We start from the raw sequence: 18,679 nt of genomic DNA, 5'->3' as shown, positions 1-18,679 counted from the left end.
CCGAGTATCGCTCGTCCGCTACACTGCCCTCATGAGCAGCGCCAGCACGAGCAGCCGCCCGCAGCCGGAAGCCGGGGGCCTGCGCGCCCGCAAGAAGCAGCGCAGATACGAGGAGATCTCCGAGACCGCGATCGCCCTCTTCCTGGAGAGGGGCTTCGAGAAGGTCTCCGTCGCGGAGGTGGCGGAGGCGGCGGAGGTCTCCAAGCCGACCCTGTTCCGCTACTTCGCGTCGAAGGAGGACCTGGTCCTCCACCGTTTCGCCGACCACGAGGACGAGGCGGCCCGGGTGGTCGCCGCGCGCCCGCCCGGCGCCGCCGCGCTCGACGCCCTGCACCGCCACTTCCTCGACGGACTGGCGCGCCAGGACCCCGTGACGGGCCTCTGCGACGCCCCCGCCGTCCTCGCCTTCCACCGCCTCCTCTACGGCACCCCGTCACTGGTCGCCCGCCTGTACGGCTACCAGGACCGCTCCGAACAGGCCCTGGCCGCCGCCCTGACCTCGGCACACGGCGGCACCCCCCTCGAAGCCCGCCTGGCGGCCGGCCAGATCGTGGCCGTCCAGCGCATCCTCGCCGAGGAGAACTGGCGCCGCATCGCGGCGGGCGAGCGCGCGGAGGAAGTCACCCCGGAGGCGATCACGGCCGCGGACGCGGCATTCGCCCAGCTGAGCAGGGGGTTGCGGCGCTACGCGTGAGAGCCGCGCACGCCGCACCACGCGCGCGACGCCCACACCGCCCTGGCCCTGCGTCCTGAACCAGCCGGTGGGCAGCGCTCCATGGGGTGTCGGTGGCGCTCTCGGGGGCGCTGTTTCGGGGTGCCGCCCGGGAGGCGTGCGGGCTAGTCGGCGCCTCCTGAGGGCTCGCCGTCGAGCGGTGACGCCACACGCCACAGCGTGTCGAAGAGGTCCTGGCGCTGGGCGACCTTGGCACCGGCCGCGGCGCCCGATTCGGCACGCCAGCGGGTAAGGACCGCGTGGTATCCCATGAGGTCGAGCACCTGCCGCTCCGGCGGCGTCCTGGCCGGACGCTGCTCCACCTTGTCGTAGATCCCGTCGAACAGCTCCTCGCCGTTGATCAGGCAGAACTTCAGCAGCGGCGTGATGCGCAGCACCCGGAACCGCGCGTCGAGCTCGGCCCGTTCGCCTTGCCGCAGCCGCCGGGTGAGGGCCCTCATGTCGTACCCGTAGTCCTGCACCTTGCGCAGCAGATCCGCACGGAAGTCCGGGTCGTCGACGGCCCGGCCGCGATCGTCCAGCATGCCGGGTATCGCCATCGGCGCGGTGAAGTCCGGTACGAGGATGCGCAGGGTCACCTGGCGCCTGGCGCCGTCGTCGAGGGCCTCCAGGCTGCGGCTGATCGGATACAGCACGGTCTCGCCGGTGAAGCCGATGGCGTCGATGCGTATGGTCCTGCTCTTCTTCGCCTCCAGCGCCCGGTCGAAGTACTGCCCCAGCTCGGCGGTCTGCACCTCGGCCTTGACCTCGGGCCGCAGGGCGTCGTTCAGCCTCCGCACCTCGGTGTAGAGCACGAAACCGACGAGGCTGAGGATGGCGCCGCCCAGATAGGTCTTGCCCTCCAGGGCGTCACCGACCGGCCGCACGAACTGCGCGACAAGGCCCAGCCCGAACACGCCGAGCAGCAGCGCCTTGGTCACAGCGCTCTCCGCGTCCGCCCAGCGCTCCGCGGCCCGCTGCCGTGCCGTACGACCGTTCCTCCGCGTCACCAAAGCCCCCTGGTTCCCGCCCTGTTGAGCGGATGCGTCGACAGGAAGGACATGGTCCCCCGCACGCCGACCGGCAGGAAGAGCCCGGACAGGCCGAGCGGCCCGACGGCTCAGGAAGGAGGGCGCCCCGGGGGCTCACGGAGTTCGCAAGGGTCGCGGAGTTCGTGGCGGTCGAGGAGGTCGAGGAGGTCGAGGAGCGGGCGCAGGGTCGGGATGATCAGCTCGGCGCCCGCCTCACGCAGCGGCCCTGCCGCCGCCGCGTCGGGGGCGTAGCCGACGAAGAGGACCTTCGCGTCGCGCGCTGCCGCCAGGTCGGTCGCCGTGTCGCCGATCATGAGCGCGTCGGCGGGTTCGGCACCCAGGGCGCGCAGGGCCCGTTCCAGGCTGTCGGGGTGCGGCTTGAGCAGACTCGGACGGTCCGTACGGCCGTAGATGTGCGGGCCGAAGGCGTCGGTCAGGCGGTGGCGGTGGAGGTAGGCAGCGACGGCGCGCGGCGAGTTGTTGGTGACGACGGCCAGCCGTGCGCCCCGCGCCCGCAGGCCACGGATGAGCTCGTGGGCGCCCGGGGTGGCCGGGGCCGTGTGCGTCGCCGTCACCTCGCCCGCGGTCAGCAGCTCCTCGATCTCGGCGATCAGCTCACTGCCCGGGAACGCGCGGTCCATGGCGCGCAGCACATCATGAGGGTCGATGGACCGCTGCTCTTCCGGCGTGAGGACGTCACCGTCGACACCGCGGCGTCGCAGGTGCTCCCTGAGGGCGTCGGCGACCTTCTTGGACGAGCCGTTCGGGAAAAGCCGGCAGACGGGGCCGTCGAAGTCGAAGAGGAAGCAGATCTCGGCCGGTGCCGCCGGCAGCGCATCCAACGCCGCGCGCAGCTCGCCGGCGACGACTCCCATCCCCGCGCCGGTACTGGCCGCGATCCCGCCACCGCCTCCGGTTCGGGCGGTCGTCCCGTCCCCCACCCCCTCCTCCTGCGCCCGGCCGAACGGCCCGCGATACCAGTCCCGCAGGGCGCGTTCGGCCCGGCCCTCGTCCGGTACCTCGGCCAGCCTCAAGGGTTCGGCCGCGCGTCGCAAGGCCCGGCAGACCCGCACGGCAGCGCCCGCGTAGTCGGCGGCGTCCGGCTCACCCGGCAGTTCCGTCAGGCCGAGCGCCGCGCGCATGATGTCGGGGAAGACGGACTGGGCGTACTCGAAGTCCAGGTAGACGCGCAGGTCGGCGGCCATCCCCGCCGTCATGTCGGCGTGGCCCGTGCGCCGCATCGCCTCGGCCCACAGCCGCTCCATCCGGACCTGCTCCTCCTTCTCGTAATCCATGCGTACGACATGGGTGGCGAGGTCGTGCAGGGGGTCGCCGTACATGGCCGACTCCCAGTCGATCACGGCCAGCTTCCTGCGGCCGACGATCACGTTGGCGCGGTGCACGTCGGTGTGGAGGAGGCAGAAGGGCCGCGGTGTCAGGGGCGGTCGGTCGGGGGCGTCCCGGAAGGAGCTTATGGCGTCGGGGCGGATCCCCACGGCCGCGAAGAGATCGTCGAACCGCCAGCGGTTGGGGCCGTGTACGCGGTCCTCGGTGTAGTCGATCAGCCAGTGCAGGAATTCCTGGCTCCGCCCGGACTCCGGCCAGCCGGCGGGCCTGGGCGGCAGCTCCGCTTCCGGTACGCCCGCGGCCCTGGCGAAGAACTCCGCGAACGAGCGCATCATCGGCTCGCCGACGGGCCCGTGGGGCTTGACCTCGGAGAGCGCCTGGCCGGCCCGGTAGGAGTGCAGCGACCAGTCACCGAAGTCCCGGAAGCAGCGCGGGACCTCCTTGAGGTGCCGGCTCACCACCGCGAGCAGTTCGGTCTCGCTCGGCCAGATGCGGGGCACCACCTCGACCACGTCGCGCGGCATCCGGCACTTCACCCGGGCCCGGAAGGGCATCGTGCGCAGCAGCAGGGCGAGGGACCAGCCGAGCGGCACGACGTAGTTGATGTTGTGGTGCCCGGCCACGACCTGGCGGTCCGGGTGCTTCCGGTGCGTGTCGGCGAGGTGTCTGATCCACGTCTCGCGGCGACCGCTCTTCGGCGCCTCGTGGGGGTTGCGAGGCGGAGGTGACGGCATGAGCGCAGAGGGTATCCGATGAGCGACCTTCCTCCGCGCGGATGCCACGGAGTGGACGAAGTTACGTTTTCGCGGGCGTCACGTCGCCCCGCAGGAGCCGTAGGACCTGCTCCCACGACGGCACCAGAAACTCATCCGCCGCCCCCGCCTCCCGCAACAGCCTCGCCTTGCGTTCATTCCGTGCGAAGCCGATGAAGTCCACCTTCGCCGCCCGCGCCGCGTGGAAGTCGGAGGGGGTGTCGCCGATCATGACCGCGTCGGACGGGGCCGCGCCCATCGCGCTGAGTGCCCTGGTCACACAGTGCGGGTCCGGCTTCAGGAGGTGGAGGGCCTGGGTGCGGCCGTAGATGTGGGGGGCGAAGCAGGCCGTCAGGCCGCGGGTGGTGAGGTAGCGGGCGGCGGTGCGGGCCGAGTTGTTGGTGGTGATGGCGAGCCGTACTCCGACGGCCGTCCAGGTGCGGATGACCGCGTCGGCGTACGGGGTGGGCCACGCGCTCGGGACCGCTGCGAGCTCCTGCCGCGTGAGCCGTTCCTCCAGCTCCGCGACCAGGTCGCTGTGGGGGTGGCGGTCCGCGACGGCGCGCAGCACGGCGAACGGGTCCGTCTCCTCCCGTACGCCGTCGGTGAGCAGACCGTGCAGGCCCTGGTCCGCGAGCCAGCGGATCTGCTCGTCCGCGATCTTCGCGGCCGAGTGTCCCGCGAAGAGACGGCAGATGGGACCGTCGAAGTCGAGCAGCGCGAATCGTGCGCCTTCGATCGTCTCGCGCACGTAATCGGTCAGATTCGCCGCTTGCTTGGCACTCGCGGTGTCGGAATGCGTCGAGTCAGGGGTCATTTAAGAGAGTGTCAGGTCAGACGTAATGGTTTCCCAGAGGGCGTCGAACCAGTTCTGCGACTCGTCGACGAACATGGAGTCCCGCGCGGTGGGCTCGCTCTTCCCGAAGGAGAAGAGCGGCGCCTTGATGCCCCCGGCGTCCCAGATGTCCATGACCTCGGGGTCGCTGCCGTTCTCGCTCACCTCCACGGAGTTCTCGGTCAGCGTGTAGTACGCGAGCAGCGCCTCACGCCCGTTCAGGAGGTACAGCTTGACCGGCGTGGTGAACGGCAGCGCGCGGAACGTGACGTCGACGTCGATGCCGTGCGACGAGCGCAGGGCGCGCAGGTTGTGCCGCAGCACCTGGCCCTGCGCGTTGCGCTGGGTGAGCCACCGGTCGTGCAGTCGGGCCCTCTCCGACTCGCCGCCCTCCATCGGCACCGGGAACGCAAGGCGGATGTCGCTGCTCGGCAGCAGGATGCGTACCTTGATCGAATCCGGCCGGATCCGCCCCTCGTGGATCAGCCGCACCGGCTCGCCGAGCGCGATCATCAGGGTCTCCGCGGTGTACGAGACCACGTCGATCCGCACCTGCGGCACCGCGAACGCCGCCGCGAGGCGGGGGGCCAGGGCGACCATGGAGGGCTGGGGGACCTTGCTCACGGGGGCGGGCCCCGCCTCGGCGACCCGGGGCGGGCTGCCCTTGCTGATGTTGGACAGGAGCCCTTCGCTCTGGAGCTTCTTCATCGCCTGCCGTACGGCTCCGCGCTCGACGCCGAACTCCTCGGCCAGCTCGGCCTGGGTCGGCAGGCGCTCTCCCGCTCTGAGCTCGCCCGCCCGGATGCGGTCGCGGAGGGTGTCGGCGATGTCCTGGGGTGAGAGTTTCCTGCTGCCGTTCACTGCCACGTTCTCCTGGGTCACAACCAGACGATACAACTGACCGCCATCTTCGGGCAGTTGAAGAGAAGTTGTTTATCTACTCCGACCAAGCGGGGACAACCACAACAGAGTTGGTTGCCAACTGACTCAAGATGGCAGAAGGAGGAACCACCATGCCCGCCATAGCCCTCCTCGCAGCCGTGGTCGCCGTCACCCTCGAACAGCTCGTGCAGTGGAAGTACGGTCCGATGGGCATCGTGGGCCTCCTCCTGCTGACCGTGGGAGTGAAGGCGAAGAACCCCACCTGCAGCTCCATCGGCGCCGTCGTCCTCGCCCTGATGGTGACGGGTCCGGCCGGCTGACCGGACCGTACCGGCAGCCGGCCGGACCCGCCGGCGGCGGTCGCCTCAGGCCGCCGCCAGCTCCAGGTCCCGGCTGATCGTGTTCCAGAGCGCGTTGAACCACAGGTGGGACTGCTCGACGAACGTCGTGTCCCGCAGCCCGTCCCCCTGGTGGAACGGGAAGAGCATCGACTGCGTGCCCTGCGCGTCGTACATCTCCAGGGACTCCTCGCCGATCTCCTCGTCCCGCTTGATGAGCGTGTAGTAGGCGAAGAGCGCCTCCATGCCGTTGATCAGGTACAACTTCACCGGCGGCGTGAACGGCAGCGCGCGGAACTGCACGGACACTTCGATGCCGTGCGAGGAGCGCAGCGCGAGCAGATTGTGCCGCAGCACCTGCCCCTGCGCGTTGCGCTGGTCCAGCCAGCGCCGGTGCACCTGGCCGCCCTCGGCCACCCCGCTGTCGACCGGCGCGGGGAAGGCGAGGTCGATGTCGCGGCTCGGCAGCAGCACCCGGACGTCGACCTTGGCCGGTTTCAGCCGCCCGGCGTGGATCTGCCGCAGTGGTTCGCCGATGGCCATGGTGAGGGAGATGGACGTCAGACACAGGGCGTCTATCTCCACGTGCGGGGCCTCGAAGGCGGCTGCGATACGCGGGGCGAGGCCGACCATCGTCGGCTGCGGGCGCACCTCGCCCGGACCGGAGGGACCGCGCTCGGCGGCGTCCGCGACCGTGGCGGGGCTGCCCTTGGACACATTGGACAGCAGATGCTCACGCTGCAGGATGCGCAGCGCCTCACGCACCGTCCCACGCTCCACGGCGAACTCGTCGGCGAGCTCGGCCTGCGTGGGCATGCGCTGCCCGGGCCGGAGCGAGCCGGACCTGATCCGGTCGCGCAGCGCGTCGGCCACCTCCCGGTGGGAGCGCTGCGTCTGCTTGCGCCCGTTGACGGCGGCGTGTTCGGTACTCACAACCAAACAGTACAACTTCGCGCCATCTTAGGGGAGTTGCAGGAAAGGTGGTTATGAGTCGTCTCCCAGCGGAGATAAGTCAGTTGAAGTTGGTAGCCAACTTCGGCGACATGGTCAGACCCTCCCGGGGTTGGCCACCAGCCGTCGGCCGTCACCACGGAGCAGCATGCGGTGGCAGCCAGTTGGTCATCAGCTGAACGGGGTCCGCCGCCCCGATCCCGAAGGAGGGAACGCCATGCCACTCATCGCCATCGCCGTCGCCGCCCTCGCCATCGGATTCGAGCAGCTCATCCAGTGGAAGTACGGCCCGCTCGGCATCGTCGCCTTCATCCTGCTGACCATTGGCATCAAGGCCCAGAACGTCAAGCTCAGCGGCGTGGGCGCAGGCCTCCTCGTCCTGCTCCTCGCCCAGTCGGGCTGAACCGCCCGGCTCCACGTACCCGGCTGGCCGGGCTCCCATCCGGAGGGGAGCCGGGAGTCCGGTCAGTCGTAGCGAGACAGAGCCCCGGCTCCCGGCTACGGGGGAGCCGGGGCTCGCCCCGTCCCGAAACGGCAGCCGTCACGAAAGGGCAGCCGCCCCGAAACGGCAGGCCCTCAGAAGAGGTCCGGGCACCACGGCCGCCTCGACGTACGGAAGACGGCGTCGGCCACCGCGGCCGCGCCCGCCCGTTCCTCCACCACCTGCCCGAGCGCCACGAGCCGCATGACGGACGCGTCCCCGAGCCAGAGCTGGGCCAACTCCCCCACGCCGAGCGTGAGATCGGGCTCCTCCGTGGTCGGCGAGCAGACCGCCGCGCCGCCCACCCCCGCCCCGTCGCCCGGCGCCGCCTCCAGGCGGTAGCGCCCACCGGCGAACCCGGCCGCGTCGACGACCTCCACGACGAACGAACCCGGCACGTCATACGTGCGCGCCTCCAGGGCCCGTACGACGTCCAGGATCCGCACCCAGAGCCAGTCCGCGTGAGCGGTCACCCGGGCCGCGCGGGGATTGGGCAGCAGCTGCGGAAGCAGGTCGTCGGGGGCCAGCCAGCCCGTCTCGACCTCGGTGACCTTGTCGATGGCGCAGACGAAGTGCCACAGGGCGCGCTCGGCGGCGGGCGTGACGGCAGTCATGCCGAGCACCGTCGCCGTGTTCCGCGGCAGCCGGGACTCCCCCCACTGGTTGGTCGTCGTGCGGTACGCGATCAGTCCGTCGACCCGGCCCGAGGGGGCGCGGTAGAGGGCGTAGAACGGCTCCTGCCAGGGGAATTCGGGGCTGGCCTGGAGGCCGGTGTTGCGCAGCCACCACTCCTCGTCGCGGTTGACCGCGCCGTGCCGCAGGGCCCGGAACCGCTCGTACAGCTCCGGACCGTGCTTGCGTATGTCGTCGCCGCCGACCAGGTCGATGCGGGCGCCGGGCTCGTCCGGTCCCGACCAGCGCGGATCGAGGCCGGAGCGCGGCACGTCGACGGTCCACTCGGTGACCCAGGTGGCGGGGCCGAAGCCGAACCGGCCGTAGATCGGGTACTCGGCGGAGTTCAGGGTGGCCAGGACATCGCCGCGCTCCTTCGCCTCCGCGAGATCGCCGTCCATCATCCGGCTGAGGATGCCCCGGCGGCGGTGCGTGGGCGCCACGGTCACCCCCGAGACCGCGTTGGCCACCACGGGCGCGCCGCCCACCGCGGTGACCTCCTGCCGGAACGACCGGTAGGTGCCGACGCAGCGGTCGCCGTCGTAGGCGCCCAGGGTGCGGGCCGGGGCGGTGCGCGCCCGCAGATGGGCGACGGTGTCGTCCGACAGCGTGGCGAAAGGTTTCAGGAACCCGGCGTGCACGGCCCTCAGCCACTCGGGCAACTCGGAATCGGTGACCGCTCTCACATCAACATCGCTCATACGGCCACGCTAGGCAACGAACCACCGGGCCGCACCGGATTTCCGCCCGGCTCAGCCGCACCGGATCTCCGCCCCGCTCAGCCCAGCAGGTCGTCCACCTGCGCCTCGCCCACCCGATACCGGCGCGCGATCTCCCCGCTGCAGTCGTCCGTCGTCCGCTGCAACAGCTGCCTGCGGCGCGACACCTGCTGTTCGTAGCGGACGAGGCGGCCCATCGCCGTGTGGAGTTCGTCGTCCGTCCGCGCCGCCAGATCGGAGAGCTGGACCTCGGCGAGCATCTCGGTGGCCAGGAGGCGGTACTCCTCGCTGTGCGGGGTGCCGAGCGTGACGTGCCGGGCGGAGGAGCGGTGGCGGGCCGGGGCGTCCGTGAGGATCTCGGGGAGCCGGCTCACGACCGTGGCCGCCGGGCGGGGCGCCTGCTGCCGCTGGTCACCGCGGCGCGCCAGTTCGGCCCGCAGGATGTCGATACGCCCCTGCAGCAGCCGCCGCACATAGCTGAGGTCGGCCTCGTCCTGCTGTGCCGCCCTGCGCAGTTCGCGGAGCTCGGGCAGGCGGAGCGCGGTGAGGTCGTGTTCGGGCACGTCGGGCAGGAGCGGGCCGCTCGTGCGCTGCGCGGGTGGCCGCGGAACCTGCGTACGCAGCAGAGAGATGCGGCCGGGCGACTGCCCCGTACTTGGTGTGCTCATGTGGCTCTACCCGTCCCCTCGACCGGCCGACGCGGGTGCACCGCGTGGAAGCATCGTGCCACTCCCAGTGGCCGCTATGTGAGCGAGTGCCCGGAATGGGCCCCGGATGGGGGGATCGGAACCCTGTCCCGGGCGCCCCACGCGCCACGGCATGATGGCCGTATGCGAGCAGTGGTGCAGAGGGTCGACGGCGCGAGCGTCGTCGTGGACGGCGAGACGGTCGGCGAGATCGACGGCGAGGGGCTGTGCGTCCTGGTGGGCGTCACCCATGACGACACCGAGGAGAAGGCGGCCCAACTGGCGCGCAAGCTCTGGTCGTTGCGCATGCTGTCCGACGAGCGGTCGTGCAGCGACATCGACGCGCCGCTGCTGGTCATCAGCCAGTTCACGCTCTACGGGGACGCCCGTAAGGGCCGCCGCCCCACGTGGAACGCGGCGGCCCCCGGCGATGTGGCCGAGCCCCTGGTCGACGAGGTCGTCGCACGGCTGCGCGCCCTGGGGGCGACGGTGGCGACGGGCCGCTTCGGGGCGCAGATGCGGGTGGGCCTGACGAACGACGGCCCGTTCACGGTGCTCCTGGAGATGTGACCGCTCCCTGAGCGCCTGAGACAGGGGGCGGGGGTCAGGGCTCGACCACGACCTCCTGCGCGGCGGCCGTGTCACCGGCGACCAGCTTCGCGTCCAGCGGGACGTTGCGCTTGACCAGGCCAAGCGCGATCGGCCCGAGCTCGTGGTGGCGTACGGCCGTCGTGATGAACCCGAGCTTGCGCCCCTCGGCGCCCTCGCTCGCGAGGTGCAGCGGCGTACCGGCCGTCGGCAGGTGCACCTCGCTGCCGTCCAGGTGCAGGAAGACGAGGCGGCGCGGCGGCTTGCCCAGGTTGTGGACGCGGGCGACCGTCTCCTGGCCGCGGTAGCAGCCCTTCTGCAGGTGCACGGCGGTGCCGATCCAGCCCAGCTCGTGCGGGATGGTGCGGTGGTCGGTCTCGAAGCCGAGGCGCGGCCGGTGCGACTCCACCCGCAGCGCCTCGTACGCGAGGAGACCGGCCGCGGGGCCGTTCTCGGCGGCGTACGACGCGAGGTCCATGCGGGGCAGGAACAGGTCGCGGCCGTGCGCGGTCTCGCGTACGGCGACGCCGTCCGGGACCGCGGCGATGGAACCGGCGGGCAGGTGGACGACGGCGAACTCGTCCGTGCGGTCGGCGACCTCGACGCGGTAGAAGAACTTCATGCTCTCCAGGTACGCGAGGAGCGCTTCCTGCGTGCCGGGCTCGACGTGCGCCCACGTGGTCTCGCCGTCGTCGACGAGGTACAGGGCGTGTTCGATGTGGCCGTTGGCGGAGAGGATCAGCGCCTCGGTGGCCTCGCCGGCCGGCAGCTCGCTGACGTGCTGCGTGATCAGCAGGTGCAGCCAGCTCAGCCGGTCGTCGCCGGTGACGGTGAGTACGCCGCGGTGCGAGAGGTCGACGAAGCCGGTGCCGTCGGCGAGGGCGCGCTGCTCACGGAACAGTTCTCCGTAGTGGGCGGCGACGCCTTCGTCCACGCCCTCGGCGGGGACGGCGCCGGGCAGGGACAACAGGGGGCTCTTCATGTTCACAAAGAGTACGACCAGTGGGCCGCGGCTTTTATTTCTGGCGGCACTTCTCGCACTGCCCGAAGATCGCGAAGTGCTTCAGATCGGTGTCGAAGCCGAAGGTGTCGCGCAGTTTGGCGGTGAACTCGGCGGCGATCGACGTGTCGGCCTCGATGACGTCCGTGCAGTCGCGGCAGACGAGGTGGATGTGGTGGTGGCGGTCGGCCAGGTGGTACGTCGGCGCGCCGTGCCCGAGGTGGGCGTGGCTGACCAGGCCCAGCTCCTCCAGGAGCTCCAGGGTGCGGTAGACCGTGGAGATGTTGACCCCCGACGCGGTCTTCCGCACTTGGCAGAGGATGTCGTCGGGGGTGGCGTGTTCCAGGGCGTCGACGGCTTCGAGGACGAGCTGACGCTGCGGCGTCAGCCGGTAGCCGCGCTGACGCAGGTCGCTCTTCCAGTCGCCGGAGTCGGAATCGGTACTCGCCACACCGTGAAGTCTAGGGCCTTTCGCCCGGAGCGAGCCCGTGCCCGCTCCGGGCGAAAGGCCCTGGGGACTATGCGAAAGGCCCCGGGGCCTACTTGAAGAAGGCGATGCCGTCGTCGGGGAGGTCGCCGAGGTTCCGTGCCATGTCCGCGACCTCCTCGGGCGTGACGACCTTCTTCAGCTGCGCCGACATGTAGGGGCGCAGCGGGACCTCGGGGGTCTGCTTCTCGCCGACCCACATCAGGTCGCCCTTGACGTAGCCGTAGAGGCGCTTGCCACCGGTGTAGGGGCCTGCGGCGGCGGTGCGGGCGACGGCGTCCGTGGCCAGGTCGATCTGCGGCTTCTTGTCGGCCAGCTCGCCGTACCAGACCTCGACCACACCGTCGTCGCGGACCATGACGACCTCGACCTTGCGGTCCTTGTCGATCCGCCAGAAGCCGGACTCGGACTCCAGGGGCTTGACCTTGTTGCCCTCGGCGTCGAGCACCCAGGTGTACGAGCGGTACTCGATGAAGTCCCGCCCGTCATGCGTGAAGGAGACCTCCTGGCCGAAATTCGCCTTCTCGGCGCCGGGGAAGTCGGTGACGCCCGCGCCCGCCCAGTTGCCGAGGAGGAAGGCGAGGGGGACGAGGTCGGGGTTCAGGTCGGACGGAATCTCGATCATGGGAAGCTCAGTCGATCTGTGGAGGTGGCGGTGGTCAGCGCTGGCCCTGGTACAGCTTCTTCACGGTCAGGCCCATGAAGGCGAGAACGCCGACGCAGACCAGAACCAGCAGGGCGGAGAAGAAGGCCTCAAGCACGGGGTGCTCCTCGATGAGCGGTGGGGCAGGTAGTCAGAGCGGGTCCCACTGTAGTCGTGCGGCGCCCGTCCCTCTCTGTGAGGTCCCCCGCGTCGTACGCTGGGTGTATGTACGCGCGAAGGCGCCGCCTGTACTTCGCCATGATGGGGACCTGCATCGGTCTCTTCGTCCTGGCCTGGGGTGTCGTCCGGCTCTGGTCGATCCCCGTGGCCGTCGGAATGTGCGTGGTGGCGATGGTGATCCCGCCCCTGGCCGCGATGACGGCGAACCGCCGGGGCCCCGACGACCGCTGGTGGGACGACCCCAGCGGCGACCGGAAGTCCGACGAGTGGTGGGACGAGCTGGACGGCAAACGCAGGCGCCAGGGGTAGCCGAAGGGCCGCACCCCGTTCCAGTGGCGTCCAACCCCCTGGGGTGCGGCCCTTCAGCCGTTCTCGACGCGGTGTGCGGACCGCGCTGTGTGATGCGGACCGCGATCAGACCGCGATCGCGACCTCCGCCAGGCCGCCCGTCTGCGCGACGACCGTGCGGTCCGCCGTGCCGCCGGGGATCAGGGCCCGGAGGGTCCACGTGCCCTCGGCGGCGTAGAAGCGGAACTGGCCGGTGGCCGAGGTCGGGACCTCGGCGGTGAACTCGCCGGTCGAGTCGAGCAGGCGCACGTAACCGGTGACGGGCTCGCCGTCGCGGGTCACCTGGCCCTGGATCGTCGTCTCACCGGGCTTGATCGTCGAAGCGTCGGGGCCGCCGGCCTTTGCTCCACACATGGGTACTCCTGAAGGGCTGAGGGGAAGGAGGGTCGGGCGGGGTTACTTGTTGGCGCCGAGCTCGATCGGCACGCCGACGAGGGAGCCGTACTCGGTCCAGGAGCCGTCGTAGTTCTTGACGTTGGTCTGGCCGAGCAGCTCGTGCAGGACGAACCAGGTCAGGGCCGAACGCTCACCGATGCGGCAGTAGGCGATGGTGTCCTTGGCGAGGTCGACCTGCTCGTTCTCGTAGAGGGCCTTGAGCTCGTCGTCGGACTTGAACGTGCCGTCGTCGTTGGCGTTCTTCGACCAGGGGATGTTGCGGGCGCTCGGCACGTGGCCGGGGCGCTGCGACTGCTCCTGCGGGAGGTGGGCCGGGGCGAGCAGCTTGCCGCTGAACTCGTCGGGCGAGCGCACGTCGACCAGGTTCTGGTTGCCGATGGCCGCCACGACGTCGTCGCGGAAGGCACGGATCGAGGTGTCCTGGGGCTTGGCCTTGTACGAGGTGGCCGGGCGCTGCGGCACCTGGTCGCCGTCGACGAGGTCGCGGGAGTCGAGCTCCCACTTCTTGCGGCCGCCGTCGAGGAGCTTCACGTCCTGGTGGCCGTAGAGCTTGAAGTACCAGAAGGCGTACGACGCGAACCAGTTGTTGTTGCCGCCGTAGAGGACGACGGTGGAGTCGTTCGCGATGCCCTTCGCCGAGAGGAGCTTCTCGAAGCCCTCCTGGTCGATGAAGTCACGGCGGACCGGGTCCTGGAGGTCCTTGGTCCAGTCGATGCGGATCGCGTTCTTGATGTGGTTCTTGTCGTACGCGGAGGTGTCCTCGTCGACCTCGACGATGACGACCTTGGGGTCCTCGATGTGGGCCTCGACCCAGTCGGCGTCTACCAGGACGTCGCTGCGGCTCATGCTTTTCTCCTCCGGGGCAGGTACGGCGGTGCGGCGTGGTGCGATGCACAGGGGGCGGCCGGTACGGACCGGTGGTGCGGGGAGGCACTGGTGGCTGACCGAGCGGCGCGGGGGCGGCCTGCCGGATGGGCGTCGGACAGGCCTGGTGAAACGAGGGGGTGAGGCCCTCGCTAGAAGGTGCGACAGAGCATGGCGGCGACGCGGCACAGGTCCACTGCCCGCCGCTTCGTGAGGTCCGCCTGTCGGTGCATGCGTCCGATCGTAGGGACGGAGGGGCCGCCGTGTCACCGGCGCTCCGCATAGTGAGACAGGTGAACCCAGCATGTGGGATTCGTTGAACATCGAAGCCCCCTGGGAGGGCCCGGGGCCCGGCGTCCGCCCCCGTACATCCGACCGCCGGACGCCTTCGTCTCGTACCTCGGACGCGGTCGGGTCGGCGGGGTCTGCCGTCAGCCCGCCAGCCGCACGTTCGTGCCGGTCACCGACATGTCCACGCCGTCCGGTGCCGCCTCGACCTTCTCCAGCTTGACGCCGGCCGGCAGGTCGTCGATCTTCTGGTCGAAGTCGGTGACGTTGCGGACCATGCCCTCGGGGAGCGGAATGGAGACGCCGAGGACGTCCAGGTTCTTCGGGATCTCGTCGGCGTGCACCTTGATGTCGTCGCCCTCGACGCGGACCGAGCTGAGCACGTGGACCGGCTTCGGCAGCTTCGCGCCGCCCTTGCTGACCTCGACCTCGACCTTGATCTTGCCGTTGCCGCCGTCGGAGAGACCGACGACCTTGCCGGTGGCGCCGAGCGGCAGCTCGACGGGCTCGGCCTTGCTGGCCTTCAGGAGCTCGTCGTAGGAGACGCGCGCCGTGCCCGACGCGGTCGCGGCGGTGGCGGAGCTGTAGTCGCCGGAGAACTCCACGCCCTTCATGTGGGCGGTCAGGTCGGCGATGCGGATGGAGTCGGAGCCCGACTTGGCGTCGTAGTCCTTGATGCCGACCTCCACGTCGTCGAGCTCACCGCCCATCACCTGGGTGAGGAAGGGGAAGCCCTTGATGGAGACGTCGGGCGTCTCGCTCAGCCCCTCGCTGGTGCGCATCTTGTCCGCCGCCTCGCTCTCGGCGAAGTTCACGGCAAGCCGGTCGGCCGCCACGAAGAGCCCTCCGAGGACCACGACGACGATCAGAAGTATGCGTACGGCTCGCTTGCTCATGTCCGGAGTTCCCCCACCTTGTCCCCCGCGTCGACTGTCGTTCCGGCGAGCCTAAAGGACAGGTCCCCAGCCGAAGGGGTCGGCGGGGGACCTGTCGATCAGCTGTGACGATGCGCCGGCGGGCCGGCCGGGGCTCAGCCGATGGCGCGGCCGAGCACGTAGACGGCCGGGGCGGCGGCCGCGAGCGGCAGCGCGACGCCCGCCGTCATGTGCACGAAGCGCGACGGGTAGTCGTAACTGGCCGCCCGGTGCCCGACAAGCGCGCAGACCCCGGCACCGAGGCCGAGCAGCGCCCCCTTGCTCCCGTAGTCGGTCGCGCCGCCCACGGCGATCCCGGCACCGGCCGCCACGAGCAGCGCGACGACCACGGAGGCGGGGGTGGGCAGCGGCAGCGCGCGGGCGAGGATCGCGGCGGCGACCGCGATGCCGCCCACGGTGACGGCGTCGGAGGCGGCCGCGAGGTGGCCGGCCGCGACGATGGCGAGCGCGGCCGACACCACGGTCGCCATCAGCCCGTACATCCGCTCGTCGGCGCCCGCGCGGCTGCGCAGCTGGAGCACCAGTACGAGCAGCACCCACACGCCGAGCGTGCCGAGGATCGCGGCAGGACCGTTCTCCTCGCCGGTGACCAGCAGCGCGCCGTCCGCGACGACCCCGCCGAGGAAGGCGAGCGCGATGCCCTGGCGGGCCGGCCACATGCCGTTGAGCCGGAACCATCCGGCGGCGGTCACGGCCTGCAGCAGGATCAGCGGCACGAGCAGTGCGTACTGCCCGACGGCGGCTCCCGCGGCGAGCAGGAGCCCGAGCAGGGCGGTCAGCGCGGCGGGCTGCATCCCCGGCTCTATGATCGGCGACCGCCCTTCGGCGCGGGCCCGCTGGGCGTCGGTGACGCGAGGGTTGCCGGTGGTGGTGGAGGGGCCGTAGGAGGGGTCGTCGGCGCCGGTGCCGGGGTCGGGAGCGGCGGGCTCCGGGACGACGGGTGCGGGAGCGTGAGCGTCGGGCGGTGCCTGGTGGTTCGGGGTCTGCGGCGGCAGGTACGCGGTCTCCGTCATGTCCACGGCGGCGGCCGGCGGCTGCACCTGCGTCTCCCAGGTCTGCCCCTCCCACTGCTGGGTGTAGGGCTCTTGGGGCTGAGGCTGCTGAGGCTGCTGGGGGTACTGCTGGTGCTGCTGCGCGTACGGCTGGGGCTGGGGCTGGTGCTGGTGCTGCGCGTACTGCTGGTGCTGCTCGTCGTAGTACGGCTGCTGCTGTTGCTGGGGGTACGCCTGCTGCTCCGGGTACCCCTGGTGCTCCGGGTAGGGCTGCTGCTCCGGGTACCCCTGGTGCTCCGGGTAGGGCTGCTGCTCCGGATACGGCTGTCGCGCGTACGGCTCGTATCCCTCATACCCCTCGTACCCCTCATAGGGCTGATCGGACATGGTGCTCATCCTCCTGCGAACGGCGGGAGCACCTCGACCGTGCCGCCCTCGGCCAGCCGTACGGTCTCATGCCCGCGGGTGCCGACGGGGTTGCCGTCGACCAGAAAGGAGCAGCGCTGCAGGACCCGGACCAGTTCGCCGGGGTGCCGCTCGCGGGCGGTCTCCAGCGCTTCGGCGAGTGTCCCGGCCGCGTACGGCTCCTCGGCGATGCCCGCGGCCGCCTTGGCAGCGGCCCAGTAACGAATGGTGCCGTTCACCATGCGACTCCCCTTTCAGTCGGCGGTTGCCGACGTCCATGATGCCGTGGCCCACGAGGCGATCCGCCCGACGAGCTCATCCGTGGCCGCGTGCTCCGCGTGGCCCATGCCCTCCTCCAGCCACAGCTCCGCCCCGCCATCGGCAGCCGCCGCGAGCATCCGCGGATGGTCGACCGGAAAGTACGGGTCCCGGTCGCCGTGCACGACGAGCAGCGGCGTCGGGGCGATGAGCGGGACGGATTCGACGGGCGAGAGGGGGACGGGGTCCCACTCGTGCGGGTGGATTCTCGTCCGCAGGCCGAAGCGGCCGACCGCGCGTCCCGCGGGCCGCGTGACGACCCAGTGCAGCCGCCGCATCGGCGCCGTCCCCCGGTAGTACCAACGTGCGGGGGCACTCACCGCGACCACCGCATCGGTGTGCGCTTCCGTGCGCCCCCTGTGCAACGCGGCGTGCCGCAGCACGACCGAGCCGCCCATCGAGAAACCCACGGTCACCACGCGCGCGTGGCCGAGCGAGCGCGCCCAGCCGACGGCCGCCGCCAGGTCGAGCACCTCGCGGTCGCCGACCGTGGAGTGCCCGCCGGAGCCGCCGTGGCCCCGGAAGGAGAAGGTGATCACGGCCGCACGCTGGGCGAGGACGGCCGCGATGCGGCGTACGTGGGGGCGCGAGAGATCCCCGGTGAAGCCGTGCGCGACGACGATCGCGGTCTCTCCCGAGGGGTCGGGTCCGGGGTCGTAGGCGGCCTCGATGGCCACTCCGTCATGTGTACGGAGCGTTGCGCGGCGGGGAACGCCACGCTGACCGTGAGTGAGCGGAGGCACAGAAGATCGCGCCGCTTGACCTGCCGGACCGGAACTCATGTGGGCTATTCTCCTTGGCAGAGGATCCGGGCAGCGCAGCCCCCGGGTCCTTTCGTGCTTTCCGGGCTCCGGGCGCGGGCCCGCAAAGGGTACGAAGCTTGACAGCGAAAGCTCAGTACGAAGCAGTGCCGTAAACGTCCTCGCAGGGACCGAGGAGGAACCAGACGTTATGGGCGAGCGAAACGTGCACGACAGTCAGACGACCCGGGCAGGTGGTCGGCGGTGAGCTCTCTGCTGCTCCTGACCAATGCCCTCCAGCCGTCGACGGAGGTGCTCCCCGCTCTCGGCCTGCTCCTGCACAGTGTGCGCGTCGCCCCCGCGGAGGGGCCCGCACTCGTCGACACCCCCGGCGCCGACGTCATCCTCGTCGACGGCCGCCGCGATCTGCCGCAGGTGCGCAGCCTCTGCCAGCTCCTTCGCTCCACGGGACCCGGCTGTCCGCTGGTCCTCGTCGTGACGGAGGGCGGTCTCGCGGCGGTCACCGCGGAGTGGGGCATCGACGACGTGCTCCTCGACACGGCGGGCCCCGCCGAGGTCGAGGCGCGGCTGCGGCTCGCGATGGGCCGCCAGCAGATCACCACCGACGACTCCCCCATGGAGATCCGCAACGGCGACCTCTCCGTGGACGAGGCGACGTACAGCGCGAAGCTGAAGGGGCGGGTCCTCGACCTGACCTTCAAGGAGTTCGAGCTGCTCAAGTACCTGGCGCAGCACCCTGGGCGGGTCTTCACCCGCGCCCAGCTGCTCCAGGAGGTGTGGGGCTACGACTACTTCGGCGGTACGCGCACGGTCGACGTACACGTGCGACGCCTCCGGGCGAAGCTCGGCGTCGAGCACGAGTCGCTGATCGGCACCGTCCGCAATGTCGGCTACCGGTTCGTCGTACCGGAGAAGGTCGAACGGGCGGCCGAGGAGGAGAAGGCCAAGGCGGCGGGGGCGCGGTCCGGGCGGGGCGGCGGCAGGCCGGCGGCGACGGCCGCGCAGGCCGCTGAGGCCGCCGAGGACCCCGCTGCGAAGGAAGCTGCCGTACGCCCTGCCCAGCGGTAG

The 18,679-nt window shown here is 70.9% G+C and carries 23 protein-coding genes; 6 read left to right on the top strand and 17 right to left on the bottom strand.

Annotation, left to right across the window (positions count from 1 at the left end; genetic code table 11):
* The first annotated feature begins 31 nt into the window (after nucleotides 1-31).
* The gene (locus AC07DI_RS34030) at nucleotides 32-694 is read left to right on the top strand and encodes a TetR/AcrR family transcriptional regulator (RefSeq protein ID WP_478908471.1); all 663 of its coding nucleotides are present in this window, start codon (nucleotides 32-34) and stop codon (nucleotides 692-694) included.
* Nucleotides 695-837: 143 nt separating this feature from the next.
* Here the strand turns inward: AC07DI_RS34030 and AC07DI_RS34025 are convergent, their stop codons facing one another.
* From AC07DI_RS34025 to AC07DI_RS34010, 4 genes are all read right to left on the bottom strand, one after another.
* On the bottom strand, nucleotides 838-1,722 hold the full coding sequence (locus AC07DI_RS34025) for an ATP/GTP-binding protein (RefSeq protein ID WP_384261265.1): 885 nt from the start codon (nucleotides 1,720-1,722) through the stop codon (nucleotides 838-840).
* Between the two features lie 110 nt (nucleotides 1,723-1,832).
* Nucleotides 1,833-3,824 carry an HAD-IA family hydrolase gene (locus AC07DI_RS34020; RefSeq protein ID WP_478908469.1) on the bottom strand — a complete coding sequence of 664 codons (1,992 nt, stop codon included), beginning with the start codon at nucleotides 3,822-3,824 and terminating at the stop codon, nucleotides 1,833-1,835.
* A gap of 61 nt (nucleotides 3,825-3,885) precedes the next feature.
* Nucleotides 3,886-4,659: an HAD family hydrolase gene (locus tag AC07DI_RS34015; RefSeq protein ID WP_384261270.1), complete on the bottom strand. Its 774-nt coding sequence runs from the start codon at nucleotides 4,657-4,659 to the stop codon at nucleotides 3,886-3,888.
* Complete coding sequence (locus AC07DI_RS34010) at nucleotides 4,660-5,565, bottom strand: winged helix-turn-helix domain-containing protein (RefSeq protein ID WP_478908516.1); 906 nt, start codon at nucleotides 5,563-5,565, stop codon at nucleotides 4,660-4,662.
* A 125-nt stretch (nucleotides 5,566-5,690) separates the two neighbouring features.
* Here AC07DI_RS34010 and AC07DI_RS34005 point away from each other — a divergent pair, with 125 nt between their 5' ends.
* Nucleotides 5,691-5,879, top strand: coding sequence for a hypothetical protein (locus tag AC07DI_RS34005; RefSeq protein WP_384261273.1), 189 nt, complete (start codon nucleotides 5,691-5,693; stop codon nucleotides 5,877-5,879).
* A 45-nt stretch (nucleotides 5,880-5,924) separates the two neighbouring features.
* Here AC07DI_RS34005 and AC07DI_RS34000 read toward each other — a convergent pair whose 3' ends face one another.
* The gene (locus tag AC07DI_RS34000; protein WP_478908466.1) at nucleotides 5,925-6,836 is read right to left on the bottom strand and encodes a winged helix-turn-helix domain-containing protein; all 912 of its coding nucleotides are present in this window, start codon (nucleotides 6,834-6,836) and stop codon (nucleotides 5,925-5,927) included.
* 229 nt (nucleotides 6,837-7,065) lie between these two features.
* Between AC07DI_RS34000 and AC07DI_RS33995 the strand changes: the two genes are divergently transcribed.
* Nucleotides 7,066-7,251, top strand: coding sequence for a hypothetical protein (locus tag AC07DI_RS33995; protein WP_384261279.1), 186 nt, complete (start codon nucleotides 7,066-7,068; stop codon nucleotides 7,249-7,251).
* A 173-nt stretch (nucleotides 7,252-7,424) separates the two neighbouring features.
* Here the strand turns inward: AC07DI_RS33995 and AC07DI_RS33990 are convergent, their stop codons facing one another.
* Complete coding sequence (locus AC07DI_RS33990; protein WP_478908465.1) at nucleotides 7,425-8,702, bottom strand: GNAT family N-acetyltransferase; 1,278 nt, start codon at nucleotides 8,700-8,702, stop codon at nucleotides 7,425-7,427.
* A 77-nt stretch (nucleotides 8,703-8,779) separates the two neighbouring features.
* A complete protein-coding gene (locus AC07DI_RS33985; protein ID WP_478908464.1) occupies nucleotides 8,780-9,388 on the bottom strand; it encodes an RsiG family protein in 609 nt (202 codons plus the stop codon).
* Between the two features lie 162 nt (nucleotides 9,389-9,550).
* On the opposite strand from AC07DI_RS33985, the gene dtd reads away from it, so the two are divergent.
* Complete coding sequence (dtd, locus tag AC07DI_RS33980; protein ID WP_384261288.1) at nucleotides 9,551-9,976, top strand: D-aminoacyl-tRNA deacylase; 426 nt, start codon at nucleotides 9,551-9,553, stop codon at nucleotides 9,974-9,976.
* 34 nt (nucleotides 9,977-10,010) lie between these two features.
* Here the strand turns inward: dtd and ygfZ are convergent, their stop codons facing one another.
* From ygfZ to AC07DI_RS33965, 3 genes are all read right to left on the bottom strand, one after another.
* Nucleotides 10,011-10,976 (bottom strand): CAF17-like 4Fe-4S cluster assembly/insertion protein YgfZ, encoded by a 966-nt coding sequence (ygfZ, locus tag AC07DI_RS33975; RefSeq protein ID WP_384261291.1) that lies wholly within the window; start codon nucleotides 10,974-10,976, stop codon nucleotides 10,011-10,013.
* 34 nt (nucleotides 10,977-11,010) lie between these two features.
* On the bottom strand, nucleotides 11,011-11,445 hold the full coding sequence (locus AC07DI_RS33970) for a Fur family transcriptional regulator (protein ID WP_478908463.1): 435 nt from the start codon (nucleotides 11,443-11,445) through the stop codon (nucleotides 11,011-11,013).
* An 88-nt stretch (nucleotides 11,446-11,533) separates the two neighbouring features.
* On the bottom strand, nucleotides 11,534-12,106 hold the full coding sequence (locus tag AC07DI_RS33965) for a heme-binding beta-barrel domain-containing protein (RefSeq protein ID WP_384261534.1): 573 nt from the start codon (nucleotides 12,104-12,106) through the stop codon (nucleotides 11,534-11,536).
* Between the two features lie 243 nt (nucleotides 12,107-12,349).
* Between AC07DI_RS33965 and AC07DI_RS33960 the strand changes: the two genes are divergently transcribed.
* Entirely contained in the window at nucleotides 12,350-12,613 is a 264-nt protein-coding gene (locus tag AC07DI_RS33960) for a DUF3099 domain-containing protein (protein ID WP_384261531.1), read from the top strand.
* A gap of 105 nt (nucleotides 12,614-12,718) precedes the next feature.
* Here the strand turns inward: AC07DI_RS33960 and AC07DI_RS33955 are convergent, their stop codons facing one another.
* The 7 genes from AC07DI_RS33955 to AC07DI_RS33925 all read right to left on the bottom strand — a co-directional run bounded on the left by AC07DI_RS33955 (nucleotide 12,719) and on the right by AC07DI_RS33925 (nucleotide 17,632).
* A complete protein-coding gene (locus tag AC07DI_RS33955; RefSeq protein WP_356266819.1) occupies nucleotides 12,719-13,006 on the bottom strand; it encodes a DUF1416 domain-containing protein in 288 nt (95 codons plus the stop codon).
* Between the two features lie 42 nt (nucleotides 13,007-13,048).
* The gene (locus AC07DI_RS33950; protein WP_478908462.1) at nucleotides 13,049-13,894 is read right to left on the bottom strand and encodes a sulfurtransferase; all 846 of its coding nucleotides are present in this window, start codon (nucleotides 13,892-13,894) and stop codon (nucleotides 13,049-13,051) included.
* A 170-nt stretch (nucleotides 13,895-14,064) separates the two neighbouring features.
* Nucleotides 14,065-14,145, bottom strand: coding sequence for a putative leader peptide (locus AC07DI_RS33945; protein ID WP_350893136.1), 81 nt, complete (start codon nucleotides 14,143-14,145; stop codon nucleotides 14,065-14,067).
* 198 nt (nucleotides 14,146-14,343) lie between these two features.
* Entirely contained in the window at nucleotides 14,344-15,096 is a 753-nt protein-coding gene (locus AC07DI_RS33940; RefSeq protein WP_384261526.1) for an LmeA family phospholipid-binding protein, read from the bottom strand.
* A gap of 134 nt (nucleotides 15,097-15,230) precedes the next feature.
* Nucleotides 15,231-16,514, bottom strand: a complete 1,284-nt coding sequence (locus tag AC07DI_RS33935; RefSeq protein WP_478908461.1) for a hypothetical protein — start codon at nucleotides 16,512-16,514, stop codon at nucleotides 15,231-15,233.
* A 5-nt stretch (nucleotides 16,515-16,519) separates the two neighbouring features.
* Nucleotides 16,520-16,774 (bottom strand): MoaD/ThiS family protein, encoded by a 255-nt coding sequence (locus AC07DI_RS33930; protein ID WP_384261522.1) that lies wholly within the window; start codon nucleotides 16,772-16,774, stop codon nucleotides 16,520-16,522.
* 12 nt (nucleotides 16,775-16,786) lie between these two features.
* The gene (locus AC07DI_RS33925; protein ID WP_478908460.1) at nucleotides 16,787-17,632 is read right to left on the bottom strand and encodes an alpha/beta hydrolase; all 846 of its coding nucleotides are present in this window, start codon (nucleotides 17,630-17,632) and stop codon (nucleotides 16,787-16,789) included.
* Between the two features lie 222 nt (nucleotides 17,633-17,854).
* Between AC07DI_RS33925 and AC07DI_RS33920 the strand changes: the two genes are divergently transcribed.
* Nucleotides 17,855-18,679 carry a response regulator transcription factor gene (locus tag AC07DI_RS33920; RefSeq protein WP_384261517.1) on the top strand — a complete coding sequence of 275 codons (825 nt, stop codon included), beginning with the start codon at nucleotides 17,855-17,857 and terminating at the stop codon, nucleotides 18,677-18,679.

The organism is Streptomyces sp. NPDC044106 (genome assembly GCF_056433985.1).
The sequence above is the reverse complement of the archived record's forward strand: the minus strand, read 5'-3'. Positions and strand labels throughout refer to the sequence as shown.

What these genes read in the sequence shown, in the direction of transcription:
- AC07DI_RS34030 (WP_478908471.1), top strand. Translation starts at nt 32, where the DNA reads ATGAGCAGCGCCAGCACGAGCAGCCGCCCGCAGCCGGAAGCCGGGGGC.
- AC07DI_RS34020 (WP_478908469.1), bottom strand. Translation starts at nt 3,824, where the DNA reads ATGCCGTCACCTCCGCCTCGCAACCCCCACGAGGCGCCGAAGAGCGGT.
- AC07DI_RS34015 (WP_384261270.1), bottom strand. Translation starts at nt 4,659, where the DNA reads ATGACCCCTGACTCGACGCATTCCGACACCGCGAGTGCCAAGCAAGCG.
- AC07DI_RS34005 (WP_384261273.1), top strand. Translation starts at nt 5,691, where the DNA reads ATGCCCGCCATAGCCCTCCTCGCAGCCGTGGTCGCCGTCACCCTCGAA.
- AC07DI_RS33995 (WP_384261279.1), top strand. Translation starts at nt 7,066, where the DNA reads ATGCCACTCATCGCCATCGCCGTCGCCGCCCTCGCCATCGGATTCGAG.
- AC07DI_RS33990 (WP_478908465.1), bottom strand. Translation starts at nt 8,702, where the DNA reads ATGAGCGATGTTGATGTGAGAGCGGTCACCGATTCCGAGTTGCCCGAG.
- AC07DI_RS33985 (WP_478908464.1), bottom strand. Translation starts at nt 9,388, where the DNA reads ATGAGCACACCAAGTACGGGGCAGTCGCCCGGCCGCATCTCTCTGCTG.
- dtd (WP_384261288.1), top strand. Translation starts at nt 9,551, where the DNA reads ATGCGAGCAGTGGTGCAGAGGGTCGACGGCGCGAGCGTCGTCGTGGAC.
- ygfZ (WP_384261291.1), bottom strand. Translation starts at nt 10,976, where the DNA reads ATGAAGAGCCCCCTGTTGTCCCTGCCCGGCGCCGTCCCCGCCGAGGGC.
- AC07DI_RS33965 (WP_384261534.1), bottom strand. Translation starts at nt 12,106, where the DNA reads ATGATCGAGATTCCGTCCGACCTGAACCCCGACCTCGTCCCCCTCGCC.
- AC07DI_RS33960 (WP_384261531.1), top strand. Translation starts at nt 12,350, where the DNA reads ATGTACGCGCGAAGGCGCCGCCTGTACTTCGCCATGATGGGGACCTGC.
- AC07DI_RS33955 (WP_356266819.1), bottom strand. Translation starts at nt 13,006, where the DNA reads ATGTGTGGAGCAAAGGCCGGCGGCCCCGACGCTTCGACGATCAAGCCC.
- AC07DI_RS33950 (WP_478908462.1), bottom strand. Translation starts at nt 13,894, where the DNA reads ATGAGCCGCAGCGACGTCCTGGTAGACGCCGACTGGGTCGAGGCCCAC.
- AC07DI_RS33945 (WP_350893136.1), bottom strand. Translation starts at nt 14,145, where the DNA reads ATGCACCGACAGGCGGACCTCACGAAGCGGCGGGCAGTGGACCTGTGC.
- AC07DI_RS33940 (WP_384261526.1), bottom strand. Translation starts at nt 15,096, where the DNA reads ATGAGCAAGCGAGCCGTACGCATACTTCTGATCGTCGTCGTGGTCCTC.
- AC07DI_RS33935 (WP_478908461.1), bottom strand. Translation starts at nt 16,514, where the DNA reads ATGTCCGATCAGCCCTATGAGGGGTACGAGGGGTATGAGGGATACGAG.
- AC07DI_RS33930 (WP_384261522.1), bottom strand. Translation starts at nt 16,774, where the DNA reads ATGGTGAACGGCACCATTCGTTACTGGGCCGCTGCCAAGGCGGCCGCG.
- AC07DI_RS33925 (WP_478908460.1), bottom strand. Translation starts at nt 17,632, where the DNA reads ATGAGTTCCGGTCCGGCAGGTCAAGCGGCGCGATCTTCTGTGCCTCCG.